This is a genomic window from Tautonia plasticadhaerens (assembly GCF_007752535.1).
Classification (GTDB): domain Bacteria; phylum Planctomycetota; class Planctomycetia; order Isosphaerales; family Isosphaeraceae; genus Tautonia; species Tautonia plasticadhaerens.
Genome location: NZ_CP036426.1, coordinates 2,498,385 through 2,521,262, shown reverse-complemented (window position 1 = coordinate 2,521,262; position 22,878 = coordinate 2,498,385). Strand labels below are relative to the sequence as shown.

The following is a 22,878-nucleotide window of genomic DNA, read 5'->3' as shown; positions in this document are numbered from 1 at the left end:
CTCGACCTGCCGGTCAGACCCGTCCCCAATTCCCCAGGCTACCGGAACCGACCACCATGGACGCCAAGGAAATCCTCCGCCTGCTGGTCCAGAACCGATTCTGGATCGCGCTGGGCATCGCCGCGTTGCTGCCGATCATCGGCTACTTCGTGACGTTCGGCTCGGTCAAGTCGGAGACCGAGACCAAGACCGCCGAGATCAAGGGGGCGAAGGAGGGGGCGCAGTCGTACGCCTCGGGCACCGTCCCCAACGGCCAGTATGCCGAGTACACCCAGGCCAAGATCGAGTTGATCGAGGAGGACGTGGAGGAGGCCCACGGCTCGCTCTACGCCCGGCAGGCCGGGCTGCTGGACTGGCCCGATCGGGTCGCCCCCCAGCTCTCGGCCTGGGGCCGGGACATCCCCGAGGACGTGCCCCCCAACGAGCTGCTGAGCATCGCCTACGAGTATTCCCAGGACTACGAGGACTACGCCAAGGAGGTCTTCGAGACGGTCGACCCGTGGGATCCGGTCACCGGCGAGGGGATCGTCGTCACCCCGCCGATGGAGGCCCTGCTCCAGACGGTCACCTTCGACATCAACAACCTGCCGACGATCACCAAGATCTGGCAGTACCAGGAGAACCTCTGGGTCCGTCGCTCGATCCTGGAGGTCGTGGCCCAGGTGAACAAGAAGGCCGGGGCCTCCGACTGGGAGTCGGCGCCGATCAAGAACCTGCTGACGCTGGAGGTCGGCAACCCCGTGGCCGTCGACCACCGCACCGCCGCCGAGGGCTTCGAGCTGAAGGACCCGCCCGAGGTCACTAAGGGGGGGCAGTCCCTCGAGCCGGAGGCCCCGGCCGCCGGAGCCGGTGGCATGGGTGGGGCGATGGGAGGCCGGGGCGACATGGGTATGACCGCCGGTATGGGCGAGTACGGCGCAATGGGCATGGGCATGATGCCCGGCATGATGGGCTCCGGGGGCATGGGCATGAGCAAGGGGGGCGGGCCGGTCCGGTTCCTCCAGGAAGAGGGCGTCGAACTGTTCCGCGACTATCCGGCGGTCGTCTCCGTACTGATCGACCAGAACTCGATCCAGAACTTCCTGGTCGAGTTCGAGAATTCCCCCATGTCCATGAGGGTCCTGGAGGCCAACTGGACCCGCCCGAAGACCCGGGTCCAGCCCCCCGTCAAGGGCCAAGGCTTTGCCGGCTACGCCGGCATGGGGGGCTTCGGCATGGGGTCCGGCGGCGGCGTCCTCGGCATGATGGGCATGGGGATGGGCATGGGCGAGTACGGCGGGATGGGCATGATGCCCGGCATGATGGGCTCGGGCATGATGGGCTCGGGCATGATGGGCGGCCGGGGAGGCATGGGCGAGTACGGCATGATGCCCGGCATGATGGGCGGCATGGGAGGTCCCGGCATGACCCGCAACCAGCCCCGCTCCAAGGTGCGCCGCGACCTCTCCAAGGACCAGGAGGAGACCGGCAAGGAGGAACTGGAGCCCGAGAAGGTCTCCATCTACGACCCCTACTACAACGTCGTCGAGTTGCAGGTCTACGTGCAGGCCCGCTTCTACTATCCGCCGGACCCCGAGGAGCCGACCGCCGAGCCGAGCCTCGGCGACCAGCCGCTCGCCGACGAGGCCGGGCAGGAGCCGCCGACCGACGCCCCCGCCGTCGATGCCGGGGCCCCCGTCGATGCCGGGGAGCCCGTCGATGCCGGGGAGCCCGAGATGCCGGTCGAAGACCAACCCGCTGATGCCGGCCTCGTCCCGGACGGGGCCGAGGCCGCGCCCGCGCCCGAGGAGGCCTCGGGAGCGACCGGGGAGACTCCCGAGGCCGAGGCCGGCGAGGTTCCGGACGGATCCCAGGCCCCCGCGTCCGAGCCCGATCCCGGCCCGGCTCGCTGACGGCGATCCCCCGACCCCGGGGCGGGCCGGCCCACCACTCCCGTCCCGGCCCGCCCCGTCGAACCGATCAATCGTCCTTCGCACGCCCGAATCGACTCGAAGAGTCCAGCCCGACCGGAATCCGAGAGGAGTCGTCCCATGGCCAACCCGACGGTGGAGAAGCTCCAGAAGGTCACGCTGCGGTACGCCGACAAGGTGGCCGTGGCGCTGACCGCCCTGCTCTGCCTGGTCTTCGTGTTCCTCGCCCTGAGCAAGGAGACGATCGAGACCACGCCGGAGCAGCTGACCGAGGTCGCCAACCAGGCCCAGCAGAATATCAACCGCCCGCAGGACGAGAAGGCGATCCTCGAGCGGGTCGAGCAGGACGGCATGGTCCTCCAGGGCTTCGGGCCGCAGGTCGCCTCCCGGGAGAAGACCAAGGTCGACGTCCGGCAGTTCTCGCTCACCCGGTCGTTCGTGAAGGCCGAGCCCGGCGCCGGCCTGATCCGCGACAGCGTCCAGGAGCAGCTGCTGGCCCCCTACGCCGTGGTCGCCACCGCCGGCCGCGGCGGAATCCCCTTCGCCGCCCGGGACGAACAGGGCAACCTGCTGCCCCCCGACCCCGACCAGCAGGAGAAGATCCGCTCCGGCATGTACGGCATGATGAGCGGCATGGGCGGCGAAGGCCGGGGCGGGATGTCCGGCATGGGCTCGGGCATGATGGGCATGGGCGGCACGACCAAGACGAGCGTCCTCCAAGAACAGCTCAACAAGCGCCAGGAGCAGGTCGCCAGCTCCAAGACCAAGGCCGCCATCGCCGGAGGGCTGCAACTGCCCCCCGAGGAGGAAGAGGAGACCGCCGCGGCGGAGCTGGTCGACTACAAGATCGAGGTCCGGGGAGAGCGCTGGGTGGCCATCGTCGGCCTGATCAACAACCAGCAGTTCCGCGAGCGGTACGCCAAGGCCCTGAAGATTTCCGAGGACAGCCCCGAGGCACACCCCGATTACAAGCGGATCGAGATGGAGCGTCAGGCCTTCGACCCCGTCTCCGGGGACTGGTCCGATTGGGAGCTGGTCGATCCCTCGAGGCTCGAGGAGCTGACGGCCGACGTCGCCTTCGAGGAGGATCCGTCCTACGAGCTGACCCCGGACCCGGTCCGCCTCCCGCCGATCGTCGCCTTCCTGCCGTTCCTGTCCTCCGGCTACTATGCGGGGGTCCATCACGCCCAGCTCATCCCCCCCGACAAGATCCGCGAACTGCTCGCCGAGGAGGACGAGGAGGAACCGAACGCGACCGCCATGTCCGGCATGATGGGTTCGGGGATGATGGGTTCGGGGATGATGGGCCTGGAGATGGGCGGCTCGGGCATGATGGGCTCGAGCGGCATGATGGGCTCGGGGATGATGGGCCTGGAGATGGGCGGCTCGGGCATGATGGGCTCGGGCATGATGGGGATGGGCGGGATGATGGGCCGCCCCGCCGGCTCGGGCCCCGAGCACATGAGCGACGAGGAGATCATCATGGTCCGGGGCCTGGATTACACCGTCCGGCCCGACACGACGTATCGGTATCGGGTCCGGGTCGTGGTGGGCAACCCGAACTACAACCGGGAGGACGTGTCCCACGGCGTCGACAGCCAGGCCCGGGAGTTCGCCGGCCCCTGGTGCGACCCGACCGACCCGGTCAAGGTGCCGGCCGACGTGTCGCTCTACGCCATGAACCCCGCCCAGGGCGGCGCCTACCGGCCCGAGACGGTCAACTTCGACGTCGTCGCCTGGAACCCCCAGTCCGGCTCGCTGGCCGTCAGCAACTTCCCGGCGGCGCCGGGCGAGTTCATCGGCAAGCCGGCGCAGCGGCTGGTCGCCGTGGAGGGGGAGGACGAGCCGAAGTCCGAGGTGATCAACTTCCAGAGCCGGGAGCTGGTCGTCGACACGATGGGCAGCCAGGTCCCCGTCCAGAACCTCTCGGTGGGCGGCCGGCCCCTCTCGGGCAGCTTCGAGCTGCCGGCGGTGGTCGCCGTGCTCCGCCCCGACGGGACCCTGGCCTTGCACAACCAGGCCGTCGACGCCACCGACGAGCAGTTGCAGTTCATGAGGGAGTCGTACACCCTGTCGATCTCCAACGAGCTGAACAAGAAGTCTCGGGGCAACGACATGGGGATGATGTACGGCGGCGGCATGAGGGGCGGTTCCTGATCGATCCGGCCGCAATCCCCGACCGGGTATGGCGTTCGGCCCCCGGCACCTCCCCAGGTGCCGGGGGCCGTTTCGCTGCGCCGGGGCCCTTTTTCCGGAAGACATTGAAGATTCCGGGCCATCGATACGATCCCTACAGGCGGAACACCGCCGACTTCGGCGTGCCCGGGACGTCCCGATCCGTCGGGGGGCCCCGGGGGCGACGGGAGCGGCAACGACGCCGCGAGGCCCCGGTTCCCCCGGAGCCGAGGCCGGTGTCGGACGGTGGACGGTCCGGGGAAGATGTCGGAGGAGCGGGTCGGGCGGGGTCGCGGCGAGGGCCGCGGCCGTCGGGGTTGACCATCGGCCGGGATTGCGGTAGCAAACCGGCACGTCAGTCCCTGTCTCGGTAGTCGCCGGTCGCCCCACACCTCGGCAAGACCCATCGCAGCCGGATCGGAGCAGGGTGCAGCCGCCGGGCTCGGGCCGGCCGGGATGCCTGGAATACGGGCGTCCCGGCGGGGCATCGGGCCACGGCGGCCTTCAATCCCCCGCGTCGGAGGCCACGCTCGGACCGCCGCCAGGGAAGTCGGCGGTCGTCTCCGGCCGCGGCGAAAGGAGGTCGCGTTGGGAAGGCTCAGAACACTCACGATCCTGATGAGCATTGGGGCCTGGTCGGCCGCCACACAAGGCGCCTACCAGGAGGGCGTGCCGTCGCCCGCCCCGGGGTCCCGCCCCCCTGCCCCGGCCCCGCCGGTGGAGTACCTCAGGGCGGGGGCTCAACTCTTCAACAACGGCCAGTATGATCTCGCGGCCAAGTACCTGAAGGCCGCCCACGACTATCGCGAGTCGCTCTCCGAGGCCGAGCAAGCCCGGCTCGACGAGTACTTCCGGGCCATGGATGTTGTCGCCGCCCGACAGGGCGGCGTCCCGGCCCAGGACGCCGAAGTCCGCCCGGTCGGCCAGCCGGCCACCGCCGCGGCCCCGGCCGCCGGGGCCGCGGCCCCGGCCGAGCCCGATCAGCTGGGCCGGGACTACCCGACCGACTCCAAGTCGGCGGCCCGCTGGCTGCTCGTCTCGGCCCGGGAGGATCTGGCCCGGGGCGACTTCGACGCCGCCCAGGCCAAGGTCGACAAGGCCCGGGTGATGGACGTCAAGTGGGGCCTCTTCGACGAGGTCACCCCCAACAAGCTCCAGAAGGAGCTGGACAAGGCCATGCCCGAGGGCGGCCCGGCCGCCGTCGCCGCCTCGGCCCCGCCGGCCGGCGACCCCGGCCAGCAGAAGTCCGCCGCCAAGGCCCGGCTCGACGAGGCCCGCGCCGCCCTGGCCGGCGGAGACTACGACCGCGCCCAGGCCATCGCCCAGGAGGTCGCCTCGTGGGGCCTGAGCTTCGGCGTCCTGGAGGACAGCCCCGAGAAGGTCATCGCCGCGACTCGGGCCCTCCGCTCCCAGAAGTCGGGCGCCTCCCGGAACGACCAGTCGACCTACGACCTGCTCGTCTCCGAGGCCCGGACGATGCTCCAGCAGGGGGAGCTTGACGCCGCCGACGCCAAGGCCCGCCACGCCCTCCGCCTCGACGTCGTCCCGACCCTCGACGCCGACCGTGCCGAGGCCGTCCTCCACGAGGTCGAGCTGGCCCGATCGGGCGGCGGCCTCGCCACCCCGACCGGCGACCCCGAGGTCGTGCTGACCCAGAACGAGGTCGAGGTCGACCCGTTCGCCGGCGCCGCCGACCCGACGGCCCCGGCGGTGATCGAGATGCCCCCCACCTTCGACGAGGGCGAGCCGGCCGGCATGGCGGTGGCCGTGGGGGAGGTGCCCAACGCCGACCCGGCCGCCTCGGAACTCGACAACGCCAACTCGATGCTCGCCGGCGGCAACTTCGCCGCGGCCCGCGAGGCGGCCGACCGGGCCGTCGCGGCCGGGGCCGGCGCCGAGGCCGAGGACCTGAAGGCCCAGATCGACCTGGCCGAGCAGGCCGCCTCGCTGCAGCTCTACGACGCCGCCATGGCGGCGGTCCGGGAGCAGGAGTTCGAGCGGGCCCGCGCCCTGTTCAACGAGGTGGCCTCGATGCCCTCGGCCCTCGACGCCGAGATGGCCCAGCGGGTCCAGGACATGCTCATGAGGCTGCCGCAGGGGGCCGACGCCGCCCCGGCCGGCGGCCTGGAGGCCCAGCTCGACGCCGCGACGATCGAGGCCCAGCGGCTCAACGCCGAGGTCGGGACCAAGGTCGCCGAGAGCCGTCGGCTGATGGAGGTCGAGCCCGACCAGGCCATCACCCTGCTGGAGGAGACCAAGGCCTCCGTCGAGGCCGCCGGGCTCTCCGCCCCGGTCTCCCGGACGATGCTCCGGCGGCTCGAGGTCGCCATCGAGCTGGCCAAGAAGGACAAGCTCTCCTTCGACGCCAAGATGGCCGACAAGGAGGCCTCCGCGGACGCCAAGCGGGAGAAGCTTCGCATCTACGAGGCCGACATCGCCAAGCAGAAGCAGGTCGCGGAGATGATGGAGAAGGCCATGGCCTCCCAGAACGACGGCGACTACGCCGCCGCCGAGGCCTGGGCCGAGCGCGTCATCGCCCTGGACCCCAACAACGTGTCCGCCACCGCCATGGCCACCGTCATGCGGGTCAAGCGGCACTACGAGGAGGACCAGCGGATCCGGGACGCCAAGGAGGAGGGGGTCCTCAACGCCCTGCACGACATCGACCGCTCCTCGGTCATCGACGGCGACGTGCTCCGCAACGGCATCGCCTATCCGAGGAACTTCCTCGAGATGACCAAGGACCGAGGCCGGTTCGCCGAGCCCGAGCCCTACAAGGCCCCGGAGACGGTGGAGGTCGAGCGGAAGCTCAACGAGCCGATCTCGATCAACATGCCCGACGGCTCGATCGGGGAGGCCGCCGACTTCCTCCGGAACTACACCGGCCTGAACATCACGATCGACACCGTCGCCCTGCAGGACGAGGCCCTGACCGAGCAGACGCCGGTCAACAACCTCATCCTCAACGACGTGAAGATCAAGACGGTCCTCCGGCTGATGCTCGAGCCCCACGGCCTGAGCTACAAGATCGAGGACGGCGTGCTGATCATCACCACGCCGCAGTCCAAGAGCCGGGTCTTCCCCCGGGTCTACCAGGTGGCCGACCTCGTGGTCGCCCCTCCCCGGAACCCGAAGCCGCCCCAGCAGCTGCTCAACCCGATCAACAACTCCCCCGCCCCGCAGGCCCAGCAGGACCCCAACGTCCTCACCACGGGCGGCGACACCGGCGGCATCACCACGAAGGTCGAGCAGGAGCGTGACGTCGACTTCGGCCCGCTGATGCAGCTGATCACCACCTCGATCGAGCCCACGACCTGGGAGATCAAGGACCCCAACACCGGCAACTCGATCCGGACCGGCTACGGCCTCGGCGGCGGCGGCTTCGGCGGCGAGGGGGGCGGCCTGGGCTTCGGCGAGGAGGAGCCGCCGATCGGCTCCATCACGCCGTTCTTCCTGAACCTGAGCCTGATCATCCGGCACACCTCGGAGGTGCACGACCAGGTCATCGACCTGCTCCGCCAGCTCCGCAGGCTGCAGGACCTCCAGGTGTCGGTCGAGGTCCGGTTCATCACCGTCAACGACAACTTCGCCGAGTTCATCGGCGTCGACTTCGACTTCTCGATCCAGTCCGACCTCTTCGGGCCCAAGAGCAGCTTCGTGGTGCCCAACCCGGCGGCCGTGCCGGTCGTCCCCGGTGCCGGCGGCGGCGGCGGCGGTGGTGGCGGCGGCGGTGCCGCGGCCGCGGCACCGCCCTACCTGGTCAACCCGGCCCGCGACCACTCGCTGGGCAACCGGCAGCCCCTGGTCCTGGGCGTGGGCAACTCCCAGCCGGGCGTCGGGACGCAGCGGTTCACCGACAACCTGCAGATTCCGGTGTTGCAGGACAGCTTCTCGCCGGCCAGCGGCCTGCTGAACCTGGCCAACCCGAGTGCGGGCACCAACTTCGGCATCGCGTTCCTCAGCGACCTGGAAGTCTACCTGTTCATGCAGGCGGTCCAGCAGAACCTGAGGGCGAACGTGGTGCAGGCCCCGAAGGTCACCACCTTCAACGGTGCCACCGCCACCATCGGCGACCAGACCCAGCGGTTCCTGGTCACCGGCCTGACGCCGCTGGTCTCCAACGGTGCCATCGCCTTCCAGCCGCAGATTTCGCCGATCCAGGACGGCGTGACCCTGAACGTCACACCGGTCGTGACGGCCGACCGCCGCTACGTCCGGCTGACGCTCCAGCCGTTCTTCCAGGTGATCTCCGACGTGCAGACCTTCACCTTCGGCTCCGGTGCGGTCGGCGGCGGCGGCCTGGGCGGCGGTGCGGCCAACCTGCAGTCGACGATCCAGCTGCCGATCGTCTCCAACACCTTCGTCATCACGACGGTGACGGTCCCCGACGGCGGCACGGTCCTCATGGGCGGCATCAAGCGGCTGACCGAGCAGCGGCTCGAGTTCGGCACGCCGGTGCTCTCCAAGATCCCGACCATCAACCGGCTGTTCCGCAACGTCGGCATCGGCCGGACCTCCGACAGCCTGATGCTGATGGTCACCCCGAGGATCATCATCCTCGAGGAGGAGGAGGAGCGGCTGGGCATCCCGGCCGTCCCGGTCCAGGGCCTGCCCTGATCCCGGGCCCGGCCCGACCGCGGGCCGGGTCGATCGGATCGCGACGACTCTCTTGCGACGCCAAGCGATGCGACGCGGCCCGGCCCACCCGCCAACCTTCTTCCCAAACGCGACCGGCCGCCGGGGGCAACCCCGGCGGCCCTTTCCATTTCCCGGCCCGGGCGATAGCCTGAATCCTGACGCCCGAGCCCGGGCCTCGGCCCCTCGCGTGCCGGATCCCGTGCCCGGCCGACCGGCCGGGTTGAGGCGCAGCACCCGAGAGGATTCACCGATGCTCGCCCCCTGGCTCGCCTGCCTGGCCGTCTCCCTGGGGACGGCCCCGCAACTGCCGATCGACGCCCCCCGGGAGGACCACTTCGAGGCCCCCGAGGGCTACAGGCCCCTCGGCCCGGCCCTCTGGTTCGATCCCGAGGCCCGGAGGCTGGTGATGCGGGCCCAGGTCGTCAAGCGGGACGGCTTCCTCGAACACCTGCTCTGCCTGAGGAACACCAAGGAGCACGAGGCGATCCTCGCCACCGACGCCTCCCCCCGGCTCATCCACGCCGGCCTCATCCTCACCGGCGTCGAGCCCGGCCACCCGGTCCGCTACCAACCCGAGTTCACCCCCCCCGAGGGGCCGGCCATCGCCATCACCGTCGAGTGGGCCGAGGGCGGCGAGGCCCGGAAGGCCGACGCCCGGTCCTGGGTCCAGGAGGAGGAGACCGGCACGCCGCTGGAGATCCGCTGGGTCTTCGCCGGCAGCTTCGAGATCGATCGGCCCGGCCTGGAGAGGCCCCTCTACGCCGCAGACGGCGGCGACCTGATCACCGTCTCCAACTTCCCCGAGGCGATCCTCGACCTCCCGATCGCCAGCACCGCCGACGACGCGGCGCTCAACTACGTGGCCAACACCCCGGCCATCGCGCCGCTCGGCGAGTTCGTCACCCTCTACTTCGAGCCCGTCACGCAGCCGGACGCACCGGCCGATCAGCCGGGCTGATCGCTCGACGCCAGCACCGGCTCGGCCGCCGGGCCCGGCCGGGGGGCGTCGGGCCGGGGCTCGCCGGTCGCCCAGGCGTCGTCGGGCACGATCCGGCCGGCGAGGCGGTCGAACCGGGCCCGGGACTCGGCGACGATCGACGAAGTGATCCCCGCGTAGAGCAGCAATTGGAGCAGGGCGAATCCCGTGTCTCCCCCGATCGGGAACCATGGGGCCGGGGCCGACTGGAGCCCGAACTGGGTCGAGGCGACCCAGAAGAGGACGAACCCCAGGGCCCCCAGCCCCGTCAGCAGCCCGGCCAGCATCGACAGCCCGATGATCGCCCCGAGCCAGGCGCCGATCGTCATCGCCATCGCCGTCGTCGCGGTCGAGGAGGCCAGCGACATCCGGACGCCGACGGCCGCCATGAAGGCCGAGATCACCCCCGTCCAGGCGATCGCGTGCAGGTATTCCCGGGGGGTCATCGCCCCGATCCCCAGGGCCAGCGACCAGGCGAACAGTGTTGCCAGGAACAGCCAACGCAAGGCGTGCAGGCTCCCCAGCAGCTTGCCGCCGACGATCTCCCGCCCCTCCAGGGGGCTCGTCAGCAGGGCGTCCCACGTCTCCCGATCCCGCTCCCCGGCGATCGCCACCGCCGCCCTCAGGCCGACCGCCCACTGGATGAACACACCGAAGTACGACGACGTGTCGACGATCGCCTCCTGCAGCAGCGAGAGCTGCTCGTCGGCCCGCGCCAGGTCGCCGAGCCGGAGCAGCGCATCGAGGTATCGGCCCGCGAGCAACGTGCTGGCGATCACCAGGTAGCCCACCGCGAGGTAGCCGAGCCATCTCCCCAGGCCGCCGAGGCTGTTCCGGCGCTCGATGTAGATCTCCTTCCAGAGCATGGGCCGGGCCCCCAGCGGGGGGATCTTCCCCCGTCGAGTCGCCCGGCGGCCCCGGCGGCCCGAGTCGCCGTCGAGCCACTTCAGGCTGTTCGGCCTCAGCCTGACGATCGCCGCCGCCAGCCCGGCCGAGCCGATCGCCAGCCAGCAGGACGCGGACAGCAGCGCGGGCATCGGGTCCTCGGCCCAGGCCAGCGGCACGATCGGCGCGAACGGGTTGAGCACCGACAGCCCCGCGCCCCAGGCCGTCCAGCCCGGCAGAAGGCTCCCGGCGACGATCAGGCCCAGCCCGATCGCGTACGAGCCGAGCAGCGCGTCCCTCCCCCTCCGGCAGGCGACCGCCACCCCCGCCGTCAGCCCGCAGGCCCCCAGCGCCAGCGCAGGGCCATACAGCAGCATCGTCAGCAGCGACGCCGGGCCGATCGCCGACAGGAAGGCGAGCAGCAGCATCAGCGGCGCCGTCGCCAGCAGGATCATCGCCACCTGGGAGAACCGCCCCGACAGTCGCCCGGCGACCACCTCGAAGGCGTTGACCCGCGTCGTCAGCAGGAGGCCCATCGACCCCCGCTCCTGCTCCCCGCTCAGGCTGCCGGCCAGCACCGCAGGCCCGAGCACCAGGCCGATCGCCGCCCCCAGGCCGACGAGCACGGCCAGGGCCCCCCGGAGCGGGCCGAAGGGGGAGAAGTCCGGGTCGGCCGCCTCGTTCCAGTTGATCCACCACCACCAGAGGACCACCAGCGGCGCGGCCGAACCGAGCAGGGCCGAGGCCGTCCGGGCCGCGAACAGCCAGCCGCGCCGGGATGCCCTCCGGCATTCCGGGCCGACCAGCGGGCCGAGGGCGATCGAGGCGAGGTGACGGCTCACGATCGTGCGGCCTCCAGCAACATGGCCCGACCCCGACGCTCGGCCGGCTCGCACGCGGCCTTCAGCCCGGGGCGACGGAGCATGACGAGCAGGATGATCGGGTAGGTCGACCCGAGGAGCAGCACGACGACCCCCCAGATCGAGTAGATGACCGCGTAGAGTTGGGTCATGTTGGGCATCCCCGCGGGCATGCCCCCGCCCTGGGCGGCCATCATGTCGCCGACCGGCTCGCCGACCGCCCGGGAGAGCGACGGCACCACCCAGGCCAGCCAGAGCACCTGCATCACCACCACCACCGGCAGCTTCACGGCCGCCGTCCGGAGGCCGAGCCGACGCCCCCACTCGACCCGCTGCACCAGACCGACCCCCGAGGCGATCAGCGCGAGATTCAGGCCCAGGCCGAGGACCGCGCCGACCCCCGTCCAGGCCATCATCCCCCGCATCTCCCCGCTCATCAGGAACATCTGGGCCTGGGGGGGGACGCCCGGGCCCGCCTCCTCCCGACGGAGCCGCTCGGCCCGGAACACCTCCCGGGCCTCGTCGTGCTCGGCCCGCCGTTCGAGGGATTCGAGCCGCCGGAGCGTCTCCTCATGATCCGCCTTCGCCGTCGCCACGACGGCCTCCTCCAGCGCCTCGGTCGGCCCCGGGGACATGCCGTTGAAGGCCATGCCGCCGAGCATCAGCCAGGAGTAGGCCAGCAGGATCGCCCCGAAGACGATGTTCAGGACGCCCAGGGCCCGGACGGGCCTCGGCCTGGGGCGGACGGGGATGGGGGGATGCGGGGCGGTCATCATCGGGCTCCGGCGGGGTGCGGGTCGCGTCGGGTCGGGTCGGGTCGGTGATTTGACCGACGCCGGGGTCAGGGGGCCGGCGTCGGCCGTCGCACCGCGAGCCCGACGCCGGGGCGGGAGGCGACGACGAGGACGAGGATCGGGTAGAGCAGCGCCAGGCTCCCGGTCGTCGCGATCGAGAAGGCGAAGACCCGGGTGGCCCCCTGCCGGTAGAGGTCGATCGCCTCGGCGAACGCGGGGGACGGCGAGGCCCCGGGACCGAGGATCATCTCCGACATGCCGTCCGTCCAGCCCCCCGCCAGCGAGGGGGCCGCAATCAATTCCATGGTCAGGAACGCGAGGACCGCCGGGATCATCAGCAGGGCGACGGCCCGGCCCAGACCCCGGCCCCAGCCCCGGAGCCACGTCAGCCCGAACCCCGAGGCGATCAACAGGACGTTGAGGCTGCCCATCACGCCGAGCTTGGCGAGCACGCCATTCCGCACGTCTGGCCGGTCGAGGAAGTCCATCGGGAACTCCATCATCGGGAGGTCGCCGACATCGTTCATCTCGGCCACGGTGCGCTCGGCCTCGACCCGTTCCCGCCCCTCGTCCGACTCCGCCTCCTCGATCTGCTGGTCGAATCGGTCCATCAGGGCCCTGCGACGCTCGTCCTGCTGCTGCCGGGCCATCGACTGGCCCCAGTCCATCAGCCTGCCGTAGAACGGCAGTGCCAGGACGACGCCGGCCTCGTAGCCGTTCCCCAGCAGGAACAGGGCGCCGAAGATGATGTTCAGCAATCCCAGGGACCGGGCGGTCACCGGCTCCGGCGTCGCCCCGGGGGCGTTCGCGTCGTCCATCTCGGGCGTCCTCTCAGGGCTGGGAACGGGACGGGAGGGTGTTCGCCCCCCGTCGGTCGAGATTGTGGCCCCCCGAACTTCGGTCGCGATCCGGGGGAGAACGGCGGGGAGGAGCCGGGGGATCGACGTCGGGGGCGGGCGGTCGATGGCCCAGAGGTCGGGGGCGGCGGGAGGGGCGACGGGCTCGGATCGGTCGGGGCCCCGGTCCGTCCCCCGCGCGGGTCGGGCCGTCGCCGCCGGCCCTCGGCCCGTCAGCCTCCCCGGATTTTCAGCATGGCCAGGTCGCTGACGACTCTCGGCTCCTCCGGAGACGTCGCCGGGACGCCGAGGCTCAGGGCGACCCGGGCGGTCCCGTCGGGCCCGACCAGCCCGGCCGGGATGGCGAGCAGGAGGGTCGGCTTCCCCGGCTCTCCGGCGTCGAGCCGATAAGCCCAGTGGGCGCCTCCAGGGCCGTAGACGTTCAGCCACCAGTCCGACCCCGCCACCGGCTGGGGGCCGTCCCAGGAGGCGGAGACGGGCACGCGGAGGATCGTCCGGCCGAGGAGCCTCGTCGGGGTCGGCGTCCCCGCCACGCCGCCGATCGAGGCGAGACGGCCGGGGGCCCGGACCGGCGTCCGCATCTCGTCGACGACGGCCGCGAGGAACCAGAGCGACCGAAGCCGCTCCGAGGCCCTCCGCCGGGCCTCGGTCCCGGGGACGGGGCCGGAGAGGGTCGCCGAGGCGGCGTCGGGGTCGAACGAGACGCCCACCCCGGCCAGCTCGGGGTCGTCGGCCAGTTGCCGGCGGATCAGCTCGGCGCCGGTCGCCGCATCCAGGTCGAACGCGGGCCGGAGCCCGACGTAGGGGTCGGGCCCGAGGGCGGCCGGGTCGTCGACGACCGGGGGTTCGAGGGCCTGGGCGGGCTCGCTCCGGAAGTGGCCGCCCATCCGGGAGAAGGCCGAGCCGCCGTCCCCCCCGGTCGCCCACTCGGCGACGTTGCCGAACGTGTGCACGAGCCCCCACGGGTTGGCGAGGAAGCCGTCGCCCGATCCCGACTCGGGTGCGGTCGTGTCCGCCTCCTCCCCCGGTTCCGGGCCGAGGAAGTTCGCCCCGTCGGGGAAGACCGGGGCGTCTCCCCACCAGTAGGCCGCGTTTCGCCCCGCCCGGGCGGCCCGCTCCCACTCGGCCCGGGTCGGCAGGCGAAACGGCACGCCGGCCGGGTCGGCCTCCCGGAGGGCGGCCAGGTAGGCCTCGGCCCGCCCGGGGGTGAGGTTGATCGCGGGCTGCTCGGGGGCGTCGAGCGAGAACTCGTCGGAGCGTCCGGCGTCCGGGTCGTGGTCGGGCAGGAGGTCGGCGACCTGGCGGTTCGTCGCCTCGGTCGTCGCCACGAAGAACCCGGGCCGGTCGGGGGTCGAGGCGACCCGGACGAACCGCCAGCCGCCCGGGCACGACCTGGGCAACGCCCCGGAGCCGGACTCGCCCGGGGAGAGCGGCCTGCCCCAGTCGAACGGCCCGGTCGGGGCCCGACTCGGCGGGGGACCCGGGTTCGGGAACCGGGAGATGTCGGCGACGAGCGGGTTACTCATCGGGGTTCCGGTCGTCGGGTCGACCAGGGCCACCTCGACGTTCACCGCCTCCGGGAGCAGGTTGCGCACGGAGTCTGCCGGGACCGGGAAGGTGACGACCAGGGACCCCGGCCCCTCCTCGGGCCGCATCGGCCGGCGTCCGACCCGGCCGTCGGGGAGCGTTACCCGGAGCTCGTACCGGTCGCGTTCCCCCGGGGCGTCGGGCGACCACCGGGCCCGGGCCCGGAGCAGGAACATCGCCTGCCCCGGGGCCCGGCCCGCCGAGGACGGGGACGCCGGGCCTTCCCACCGGGTCAGGGTCACCGGGGCCTGGGCGTCGGTCGAGACCGACGCCGGGCCCCCGAGCAGGATCAGGCCGAGCAGCGGGCGGATCGTCGTCGGTCGCGTCACGGTGCTCCTCCTCGAAAGCGGGACGCCCGGGGGGCGGTGTTGCCGCCCTCCCGATCCCTCGTACGATACCAGAGGTCCGGGCCGGCCGAATCGGGCTGGTGCCATCCAATCGTCTCGACCGCCCGAGGGGGTGATGCCGCCGCTCTACCGGATGCCGGTGTTCTACCTGGTGACGCTCGTCGTCGGCTCGGCGCTCGGCATGGCCTCCCTGTTCCGGGGGGGGCCGGGCCGTCCCCCCGTGGTCGGGCCGGGCGTCCCCGGGCCCCCTCCCGGGGCGGGACGGCCGGACGTCGAGGCGGCCCACGATCCGCCCCCGGTCGACGACGGCATCCTCCGGACCGCCGACGGGCTCCGCCGCAAGGTGCTCGTCCGGGAACTCGGCCTCCGCCCTCGATTCGGACCCGGACCGGATTCCCCGCCCTCGGGCGACCCGCTGGACTACTACGCCGTCCAGTTCGTCTTCGAGGAGGCCCGGCCCGAGGGGCCGGACGGCCCCCGTTCCCTCCGGGTCGGCCCGGCCGAGGGGCCCCCGACCGGCTGGGTGCCCGCCGACGCCGTGCTGGCCTGGGACACCCGGCTGATGGCCCGCCCCACCCCCCGGGGCGGCCGTCCTCCGCTGGTCGTCTACCGGGAGAGGTCCTGCCTGCTCGACGCCCTCGCCGATCGGGACTGCCCCCGGCACGATGGCGCCTGCCCCACCGAGGGCCGGGAGCCCGACCCGGGGGCCGACGACGACCGAACCGACCCCACGCTCGGACTGCCGATCCTCTCCGGCGACGCGATCCCCCAGCCCGACGGCTCGACCCGGACGATCTTCGAGGTCGCCAGCCTCGTCGAGGACCGCTCCCCTCCCCCCCCTCCCCCGGCCGAGCCCCCGGATCACCTGACGAGGCTCCTCCGCCGGATCGACATCGCCTTCGTCGTCGACACGACCGCGTCGATGCAGTCCTACATCGACGCCGCCCGGGGCCTGGCCGCCGACCTCTCCGACGAGGCGGATCGCCAGGGAGTTTCACTCCGGCTCGGGCTGGTCGCCTACCGCGATGAACACCCGGCGTTCGACTACTCGGTCCGGATCGCCTCCCCCTTCACCCATCCGAGCATCTTCCGGAAGACGCTCGACCGCCTCGACGCGGCCCGGCGGGGCGACGGCTCGGTCGCCGAGGCCGTGCTCGACGGCGTCGCCGCCGCCCTGCCGGCCCCCGCCGACGAGCCGATCGGCGCCTCCCGGCACCTCTCCTGGCCGACCGGCCGGGAGGGGGACCTGGCGACCAAGCTCCTCGTGCTCATCGGCGACGCCCCCGACCACGACCGGGACGCCTCCCGGGCCCAGGCCCTCGCCCGGCTGGCCCGGCACCACCGGATCACGATCGCCGCCGTCTCGATCCGCCGCGACGACCTCGCCGGGGACGAGCCCGAGCGGTATCAGTCCCAGTGGGACGCCCTCGCCTCCGGGTCCTATCGCCCCCGGGACCGGGACTCCGGCTTCGAGCGGCCGATCCCCCCCGTCCGCCCGGGCCTGGCCGACGCTTCCGCCCTCCGGCCGACCCTCCGGGCGATCATCGACGACCGCGTCCAGTACGCCAGGGAACTCGCCGCGCTGCTCGACGCCGAGGCCGAGGGGAGGCTCCGGGACTACGTCGACCGCCGGGGGCTGACGCTCGACCAGGTCGCGCCCGTGCTCGTCGACCTCCTGGGAGACCGCCCACGCCCCGACCCCCGGCTCGAAGGGGTGAAGGCACCCTCGGTGCGCCGGGGCTGGATCGCCGAGCGGGTGGGGGGGGAGCCGATGGTGACGGTGCAAATGCTGATGACCCGACCGGAGCTGGATGCCCTGATCGACGAACTCAGCCAGTTCCAGCAGGCGCTCCAGGGGGGGGCCACCGACCTGACCGACCTGCTCCGGATCGGCACCGCCGCCGCCGCCGGGGAGTCCTCGTTCCTGTCCGCCGACCGGGGGGACCGCACCTTCGCCGAGCACCTCGCCCGGCGTCAGGGGCTCCCCCCCTCCCCCCCCGACAGCCTGCTCTCCCGCTCCCAGGCCGAGCTGCTCCAGGCCGACGCCCCCTATCGGGCCGCCGTCGGCCGTCGGCTCGCCTCCGCCATCTCCGAGCTGGTCCGCCGCCGCAACGCCGACGACTGGGGCGACCCGGACCGGACGGCATCCGGCATGGCGTTGGTGCCGTATGAGCCGATCGACTTCTGAGCGAATGGCGGCCGGCGGCGGGTCGGGCGTCATCGGCCCCCGGCCTTCCCCCGCCCGCCACCCGCCGCCCCCCATCCCGAGACTCCTGGTCGTCGTCGCACCCACCGCCCGGGGGCCGCACCCGATCATTGACTTCCTCCCCCCGTGCCCCTACCTTGGCTCCCTGCCCCCCTGTCCACCACGACGGCCGGTCTCCTTCGCCGGCCTGGGTGCCCGCTCTCGACCTCGATGTCGCCCATACCGATGCGCTGGGAGGATGTCTCATGCCCCGTCCGATCACGTTGTTCACCGGCCAGTGGGCCGATCAGCCGCTGGAGCACTGGGCCCCGAAAGTCGCCGAGTGGGGTTATGACGGCATCGAGTTGCCTTGCTGGGGCGGCCACTTTGACGTGAAGAAGGCGCTGGAAGACGGCAGCTACTGCAAGCAGCGCAAGGAGCTGCTCGGCCGCTACGGCCTGAACTGCTGGGCGATCTCGGCCCACCTGGTCGGCCAGGCGGTGCTCGACCCGATCGACGAGCGCCACAAGGCGATCCTGCCGCCCCACGTCTGGGGGGACGGCGACCCGAAGGGGGTCAACGAGCGGGCCGCCGAGGAGCTGAAGGACACGGCCCGGGCCGCCGCCAAGCTCGGCGTCTCGGTGGTCAACGGCTTCACCGGCTCCTCCATCTGGCACATGCTCTACGCCTTCCCCCCCACGCCGACCTCGATGATCGACGCCGGGTTCCGGAAGTTCGCCGACGTCTTCAACCCCATCCTCGACGTCTTCAAGCAGGAGGGGGTCCGCTTCGGGCTGGAGGTCCACCCGACCGAGATCGCCTTCGACACGTACTCCGCCCTCAAGGCGATCGACGCCGTGGACGGCCGCCCCGAGTTCGGCTTCAACTACGACCCCAGCCACCTGCTCTGGCAGGGGATGAACCCCGCCCACTACCTGCGGGAGCCGAAGATCCGGGAGCGGATCTACCACGTCCACGTCAAGGACGTGGCCACCACGCTCGACGGCCGGACCGGCCTGCTCAGCTCCCACCTCGACTTCGGCGACCCCCGCCGGGGCTGGGACTTCCGATCCCCCGGCCGGGGCCAGGTCGATTTCGCCGAGATCGCCCGCGAGCTGAACCTGATCGGCTACGAGGGGCCCCTCTCGGTCGAGTGGGAGGACCCCGGCATGGACCGCGAGTTCGGCGCCGCCGAGGCCGTGCAATTCATCAAGCGGACTATGATGTTCCCCGCCGCCGGCCGGGCCTTCGACTCCGCCTTCGCCGAGGGCCAGTCGAGGGCCTGAGCCGCACCGCCTCCCGATCCCATCGCCCTCGGGGGCGCGACCCGGGACCCGGGTCGCGCCCCCGTAGGGTCGCAGTTTTCCCTTGTCGGGGGGGCCGGGACATTGAAAGATGGTACCCGTCCAGAGGCCCGGCGTTTCCCGGGAGAAAGGGGTCCCCCAGCCGAACGAGGTTTCTTGATGGAACAACCCCCGTCCGCGTCTCCTCCCCCCCCGGCCGAGGCCGGCTTGCACCGCAACTCACCTCTCCTCCCGCGAGCCCTCCGAAGGCTGATCTTCCTGCCCGCCCTGCTCCTCGCCCCCCTGATCGGGGCACCACCGGCCTCGGCCCGAGACGCCCTGGACCACGTCCGATCCACCGGCCGGCTCTCCTACGGCTGCGACATGGAAGGCGGCGGCCCCTACGCCTACATCGACCCCGACGACCCCGGCCGGCTCGTCGGCTTCGAGGTCGAGCTGGTGGATGCCCTCGCCGCCCGACTCGGCGTCGAGGCCGAGCTCTCCCAGGGCCAGTGGGACCAGTTGCTCAACGTCCTCGACGCCGGGCGCGTCGACGCGGTCGCCAACGGCTACGAGCTGCTCCCGAGCCGGGTCCGGGACTATCGGGCGTCCCGCCCCTACTACATCTACCAGCTCCAGCTGATGGTCCGGGAAGGCGCCCCCATCCGGTCCTGGGACGACCTGAAGGCGCCGAAGCCCGGCGGGGGCCGCTGGAGCGTCGGCGTGCTCGGCACCTCGGCGGCCGAGACCTTCGCGAGGGAGAACCAGGACGGGACCGTCGAGGTCCGCGCCTACACCGGGGCCACCGACCCGATGATGCAGGTCCTCAGCGGCCGGCTCGATGCCACGCTCCAGGATCTCCCCGCCGCCCGATTCTATCGGCCGCAATTCCCCGGCCTGGAGAACGTCGGCCCCCCCGAGGGGCGCGGGTATTACGTCATCTACGTCCGGAACGGAGACGAGGCGCTGGCCGGGGCTCTCGACCGGGCGATCGAGGCCCTGATCGCCGACGGGACGCTCGAACGCATCTACCGCACGTACGACATCTGGACCGACGCCCAGGAGGAACTCGCCACGCTCGACACCGCCCGGGTCGCCGCCTCGATGGCCGAGCTGAGTCGGGAGTCCGATCGCGGGTGGGCCCTGATCTGGAAGTACCGCGGGTACCTGCTCGGCGCCGCCGGGACGACGATCGTCCTCTCGGTCGCCTCGATGCCCATCGCCATCGTCGCCGGCCTGCTCATCGCGCTGGGCCGCCTCTACGGGCCCGCCTTCGTCCGGATCCCGCTCTCGGCCTACGTCGAACTGATCCGGGGCACCCCGTTGATGCTCCAGCTCTTCGTCCTGTTCTACCTGGCGAACCTGCCGCCGTATGTCGCCGGGATCGCCGGGCTGGCGATCAATTATTCGGCGTACGAGGCCGAGATCTACCGGGCCGGGCTCCAGGCGATCCCCGCCGGGCAGATGGAGGCCGCCCTGGCCCTGGGGATGCCCCGGTGGCTCGCCCTGCGGCGGGTGGTGATCCCCCAGGCGGTCCGGATCGTCATCCCCCCGGTGACCAACGACTTCATCGCGCTGTTCAAGGACAGCTCGGTCTGCTCGGTGATCACGATCGTCGAGCTGAGCAAGCAGTACCAGATCCTCGCCAACAGCACCGGAGGGGTGCTGGAGTTCGCCCTGGCCTGCGCGGTGCTCTACCTGGTGATGAGCCTGCCGCTGTCCTGGTTGTCCCGATGGTCCGAGCGCCGTCTCCGGGGAGACGACCGCTCCCGAGCGACGAAGAGGGGGGCCCCCGAATGATCGAGGTGTCCGGATTGGTGAAGCGACACGGGGCGCTGGAGGTGCTCCGGGGGATCGACCTGGCCGTCGACCGCGGGGAGGTCGCGGTGGTGGTCGGGCCCTCCGGCAGCGGCAAGAGCACCTTCCTGCGCTGCCTGAACGGCCTGGAACGGTTCCAGGCCGGTTCGGTCGTCGTCGACGGCCTGCCGCTCGACCCCTGGTCGGTCGACCGTCACCGCGAGGCAGTCCTCCGGCAGATCCGGACCCGGGTGGGGATGGTCTTCCAGGGCTTCAACCTCTTCCCCCACCGCACCGTGCTCCAGAACATCACCGAGGGGCCGATCCACGTCCTCGGCCTCGACCGGGACGAGGCCGACCATCGGGCCGTCGCCCTGCTGGAGCGGGTCGGACTCCGGGAGAAGATCGACGCCCGCCCCGTGCAGCTCTCCGGCGGCCAGCAGCAGCGGGTGGCGATCGCCCGGGCCCTGGCGATGGGCCCCCGGGCCATCCTCTTCGACGAGCCGACCAGCGCCCTGGACCCCCGGATGACCGCCGAGGTCCTCTCCGTGATGGCCGACCTCGCCCGGGACGGCCAGACGATGATCGTCGTCACCCATGCCATGGGTTTCGCCCGACGCGTCGCCGACGTCGTCCACGTCTTCGACCAGGGCGTCGTCGTCGAGTCCGGCCCCCCCACGGCCGTCCTCGACAATCCGAGCCAGGAGGCCACCCGCCGCTTCCTCACCGAGACGCTGGCGGCGTGAGGCCGCCCTCCCCCCCGACGGCGGAGGACGGAGGGCGGATGAGGGGCGGATGCGTCGACCCCATCCGCCTCCGTCCCTGCTCGGTCGCGCTCAGCCGATCCGCCCTACGGCCTCCTGCGCCCGCCTCATCAACGGGCTGTCGCTCGTGCCGGACCCCGGCACCTGGGCCGCGATGGCGGCGGCCAGGGCGGGCCGCCACCTCGGGTCGGAGGCGAGCTGGTGCTCCTCCCAGGCGGCGGCGCCGTACTTGTAGTCGTGGCTGTCCCGGCCCTTGCGGAAGATCGAGGAGCGGGCCGCCGCGAAAATCGGCTCGGCCGGGCCCCCGCCGTCCAGGTAACCGACGATCATCGCGGCGGCCTTCCGGTGGTCGTCGCCGATCGCCTCGAAGATTGCCGCCACGGCCTGCTCCCCCTCCGCCTCGGGGGCGATCGGCTCGATCCGGTCGATCACCGGCGTCGCGTCCAGGTCCATGCGGTCGCGGAACAGCGGCACCCAGCCGGCGGCTTGCAGCAGGGCGAGCGACCTCGTGGTCGGGTCGCTGGCGTTGTGGTAGATGAAGTGCAGCGCATTGGCCGAGGTGACCGCGTGCAGCGGGATGATCCCCGGCTCCTTCAGGAGCAGCTCGCTCCCGGCGAGCACCACGGCGTCCCAGAGCGAATCGGGCGAGATCCCCTCGCCGATCAAACGGGCCGCCTCGGCCGACGAGTCCCCCGGGCGGGCCGACCGCATGGCGTCGAGCATCGCCTCCGTCGCCCCGGGGTCGAGGCGGCCGGCCGTCCAGTCCGGTCGCATCGACCGGGCCAGCTCCAGGTTCGCCTCGTAGGGGCCCTCGGCGCCGGGCGAGCTGCCCTGGGTGTCGAGGATCCCGAAGGAGAGCGACCGCAGGACCGGCTCGGCGTTCTCCCAGCCGATCGCCTGCAAGGTCCGCCAGCACTGCATGGCGAAGATCGGCTTGTGGCCGATGTTCCGCCAGTCCCGGACGGCGCACCTCCAGAACGGCTCCATCGCCGCCGCCGCGCCCTGGGACCGGCAGACGCCCGCCGTCGCCGCGTCGGCCGCGTCGGCGTCCCAGGCCTCGAAGGCCCCTTCCAGCTCGTCGACGGCCCGGGACGGGCCCGGCACCCTCGCCTCGTCGACCTTCGAGAGGGTCCAGTCCCCTTCCTCGACGTCCTGTGCCTGGGACGACTTGAAGTAGTCCAGCGCCCAGAGCAGCGGCAGCAGCCGGTCCCCGACCGGGGCGGTCTGGCCCAGCAGGTGGGCCGAATTGATCACCATCACCGCGTGGAACTTGAAGCCCACCGGCCTCGGCTTGACGTTCCGGATCCCCGCCAGGAACAACCCCGAGAGCAAGTCCCGGTAGGGGAGCCCGCCGCCGAGCCGCTCGACGGCCACGTCGAGGATCCGATCCCTCGGCGTCTCCTCGATCCAGCGGACGACCGGCTCGATCTCCGGCCGGAATCGGACCGCCTCCGGCCCGACGGCCATCTCCGAGGCCCTCGCCGGGGTGATCGGCCCGAGCACCGCCCAGGGCCCGAGCCCCGCCCCCAGGCCGAGGGCCGAGGCCGACTGGAGGAACTCGCGACGGGAGCGGCTGGGTGACGACCTCATGATCTTCCTCGCGTGATCGGTGCCGCGACGCATTCCCGGCGATGGGTCCGTACCGTGCCGGGGAGGGGCCCCTCGGGCGGGACGACGGCCCGGGAGAGGATCGGAGCCCTCCTACCATCAGACGGCGTCATCCGTCCCCGGGCCAGCCCCAAGTTCCGGTGGATCCAACCGATCGGGGCGACTTCCTGCATGCGAGATGGCGGATGACGGGCCTCGGATGGTGGATGCCG

At 72.1% G+C, this 22,878-nt stretch carries 13 protein-coding genes; 8 read left to right on the top strand and 5 right to left on the bottom strand.

Annotation, left to right across the window (positions count from 1 at the left end):
• The first annotated feature begins 56 nt into the window (after nucleotides 1-56).
• The 4 genes from ElP_RS09795 to ElP_RS09780 all read left to right on the top strand — a co-directional run bounded on the left by ElP_RS09795 (nucleotide 57) and on the right by ElP_RS09780 (nucleotide 9,681).
• Entirely contained in the window at nucleotides 57-1,892 is a 1,836-nt protein-coding gene (locus ElP_RS09795; RefSeq protein ID WP_145268798.1) for an ICP22 family protein, read from the top strand.
• A 138-nt stretch (nucleotides 1,893-2,030) separates the two neighbouring features.
• Entirely contained in the window at nucleotides 2,031-4,067 is a 2,037-nt protein-coding gene (locus ElP_RS37800) for a hypothetical protein (protein ID WP_197446853.1), read from the top strand.
• Between the two features lie 606 nt (nucleotides 4,068-4,673).
• Nucleotides 4,674-8,702, top strand: a complete 4,029-nt coding sequence (locus tag ElP_RS09785) for a type II secretory pathway, component PulD (RefSeq protein WP_145268796.1) — start codon at nucleotides 4,674-4,676, stop codon at nucleotides 8,700-8,702.
• 271 nt (nucleotides 8,703-8,973) lie between these two features.
• The gene (locus ElP_RS09780) at nucleotides 8,974-9,681 is read left to right on the top strand and encodes a YdjY domain-containing protein (protein ID WP_145268794.1); all 708 of its coding nucleotides are present in this window, start codon (nucleotides 8,974-8,976) and stop codon (nucleotides 9,679-9,681) included.
• On the opposite strand, the gene ElP_RS09775 is transcribed toward ElP_RS09780, so the two are convergent.
• The 4 genes from ElP_RS09775 to ElP_RS09765 form a co-directional block, all read right to left on the bottom strand.
• On the bottom strand, nucleotides 9,669-11,426 hold the full coding sequence (locus tag ElP_RS09775) for an ABC transporter permease (protein WP_197446852.1): 1,758 nt from the start codon (nucleotides 11,424-11,426) through the stop codon (nucleotides 9,669-9,671). The two genes, ElP_RS09780 and ElP_RS09775, sit on opposite strands and share 13 nt — an antisense overlap.
• Nucleotides 11,423-12,220 carry a hypothetical protein gene (locus tag ElP_RS37795; protein ID WP_197446851.1) on the bottom strand — a complete coding sequence of 266 codons (798 nt, stop codon included), beginning with the start codon at nucleotides 12,218-12,220 and terminating at the stop codon, nucleotides 11,423-11,425. The genes ElP_RS09775 and ElP_RS37795 overlap by 4 nt, the downstream gene beginning before the upstream one ends.
• A 65-nt stretch (nucleotides 12,221-12,285) precedes the next feature.
• Nucleotides 12,286-13,056 (bottom strand): hypothetical protein, encoded by a 771-nt coding sequence (locus ElP_RS09770; protein WP_145268790.1) that lies wholly within the window; start codon nucleotides 13,054-13,056, stop codon nucleotides 12,286-12,288.
• A gap of 251 nt (nucleotides 13,057-13,307) precedes the next feature.
• Nucleotides 13,308-15,011, bottom strand: a complete 1,704-nt coding sequence (locus tag ElP_RS09765; protein ID WP_197446850.1) for an SUMF1/EgtB/PvdO family nonheme iron enzyme — start codon at nucleotides 15,009-15,011, stop codon at nucleotides 13,308-13,310.
• Between the two features lie 133 nt (nucleotides 15,012-15,144).
• Here ElP_RS09765 and ElP_RS37790 point away from each other — a divergent pair, with 133 nt between their 5' ends.
• The 4 genes from ElP_RS37790 (at nucleotide 15,145) to ElP_RS09745 (ending at nucleotide 21,040) form a co-directional block, all read left to right on the top strand.
• Nucleotides 15,145-17,217, top strand: a complete 2,073-nt coding sequence (locus ElP_RS37790) for a vWA domain-containing protein (protein ID WP_197446849.1) — start codon at nucleotides 15,145-15,147, stop codon at nucleotides 17,215-17,217.
• 263 nt (nucleotides 17,218-17,480) lie between these two features.
• Entirely contained in the window at nucleotides 17,481-18,500 is a 1,020-nt protein-coding gene (locus ElP_RS09755) for a sugar phosphate isomerase/epimerase family protein (protein WP_145268786.1), read from the top strand.
• 177 nt (nucleotides 18,501-18,677) lie between these two features.
• The gene (locus ElP_RS09750) at nucleotides 18,678-20,297 is read left to right on the top strand and encodes an ABC transporter substrate-binding protein/permease (protein ID WP_145268784.1); all 1,620 of its coding nucleotides are present in this window, start codon (nucleotides 18,678-18,680) and stop codon (nucleotides 20,295-20,297) included.
• A complete protein-coding gene (locus ElP_RS09745; protein ID WP_145268782.1) occupies nucleotides 20,294-21,040 on the top strand; it encodes an amino acid ABC transporter ATP-binding protein in 747 nt (248 codons plus the stop codon). The genes ElP_RS09750 and ElP_RS09745 overlap by 4 nt, the downstream gene beginning before the upstream one ends.
• A gap of 90 nt (nucleotides 21,041-21,130) precedes the next feature.
• Here ElP_RS09745 and ElP_RS09740 read toward each other — a convergent pair whose 3' ends face one another.
• Complete coding sequence (locus ElP_RS09740; RefSeq protein ID WP_145268780.1) at nucleotides 21,131-22,648, bottom strand: hypothetical protein; 1,518 nt, start codon at nucleotides 22,646-22,648, stop codon at nucleotides 21,131-21,133.
• Between the last annotated feature and the right edge of the window lie 230 nt (nucleotides 22,649-22,878).

Bases quoted from the DNA above. Each gene is read 5' to 3' on its own strand.
- ElP_RS09770 (WP_145268790.1), bottom strand. From the start codon at position 13,056: ATGGACGACGCGAACGCCCCCGGGGCGACGCCGGAGCCGGTGACCGCC.
- ElP_RS09745 (WP_145268782.1), top strand. From the start codon at position 20,294: ATGATCGAGGTGTCCGGATTGGTGAAGCGACACGGGGCGCTGGAGGTG.
- ElP_RS09740 (WP_145268780.1), bottom strand. From the start codon at position 22,648: ATGAGGTCGTCACCCAGCCGCTCCCGTCGCGAGTTCCTCCAGTCGGCC.
- ElP_RS37795 (WP_197446851.1), bottom strand. From the start codon at position 12,220: ATGATGACCGCCCCGCATCCCCCCATCCCCGTCCGCCCCAGGCCGAGG.
- ElP_RS09750 (WP_145268784.1), top strand. From the start codon at position 18,678: ATGGAACAACCCCCGTCCGCGTCTCCTCCCCCCCCGGCCGAGGCCGGC.
- ElP_RS37800 (WP_197446853.1), top strand. From the start codon at position 2,031: ATGGCCAACCCGACGGTGGAGAAGCTCCAGAAGGTCACGCTGCGGTAC.
- ElP_RS09795 (WP_145268798.1), top strand. From the start codon at position 57: ATGGACGCCAAGGAAATCCTCCGCCTGCTGGTCCAGAACCGATTCTGG.
- ElP_RS09755 (WP_145268786.1), top strand. From the start codon at position 17,481: ATGCCCCGTCCGATCACGTTGTTCACCGGCCAGTGGGCCGATCAGCCG.
- ElP_RS37790 (WP_197446849.1), top strand. From the start codon at position 15,145: ATGCCGCCGCTCTACCGGATGCCGGTGTTCTACCTGGTGACGCTCGTC.
- ElP_RS09780 (WP_145268794.1), top strand. From the start codon at position 8,974: ATGCTCGCCCCCTGGCTCGCCTGCCTGGCCGTCTCCCTGGGGACGGCC.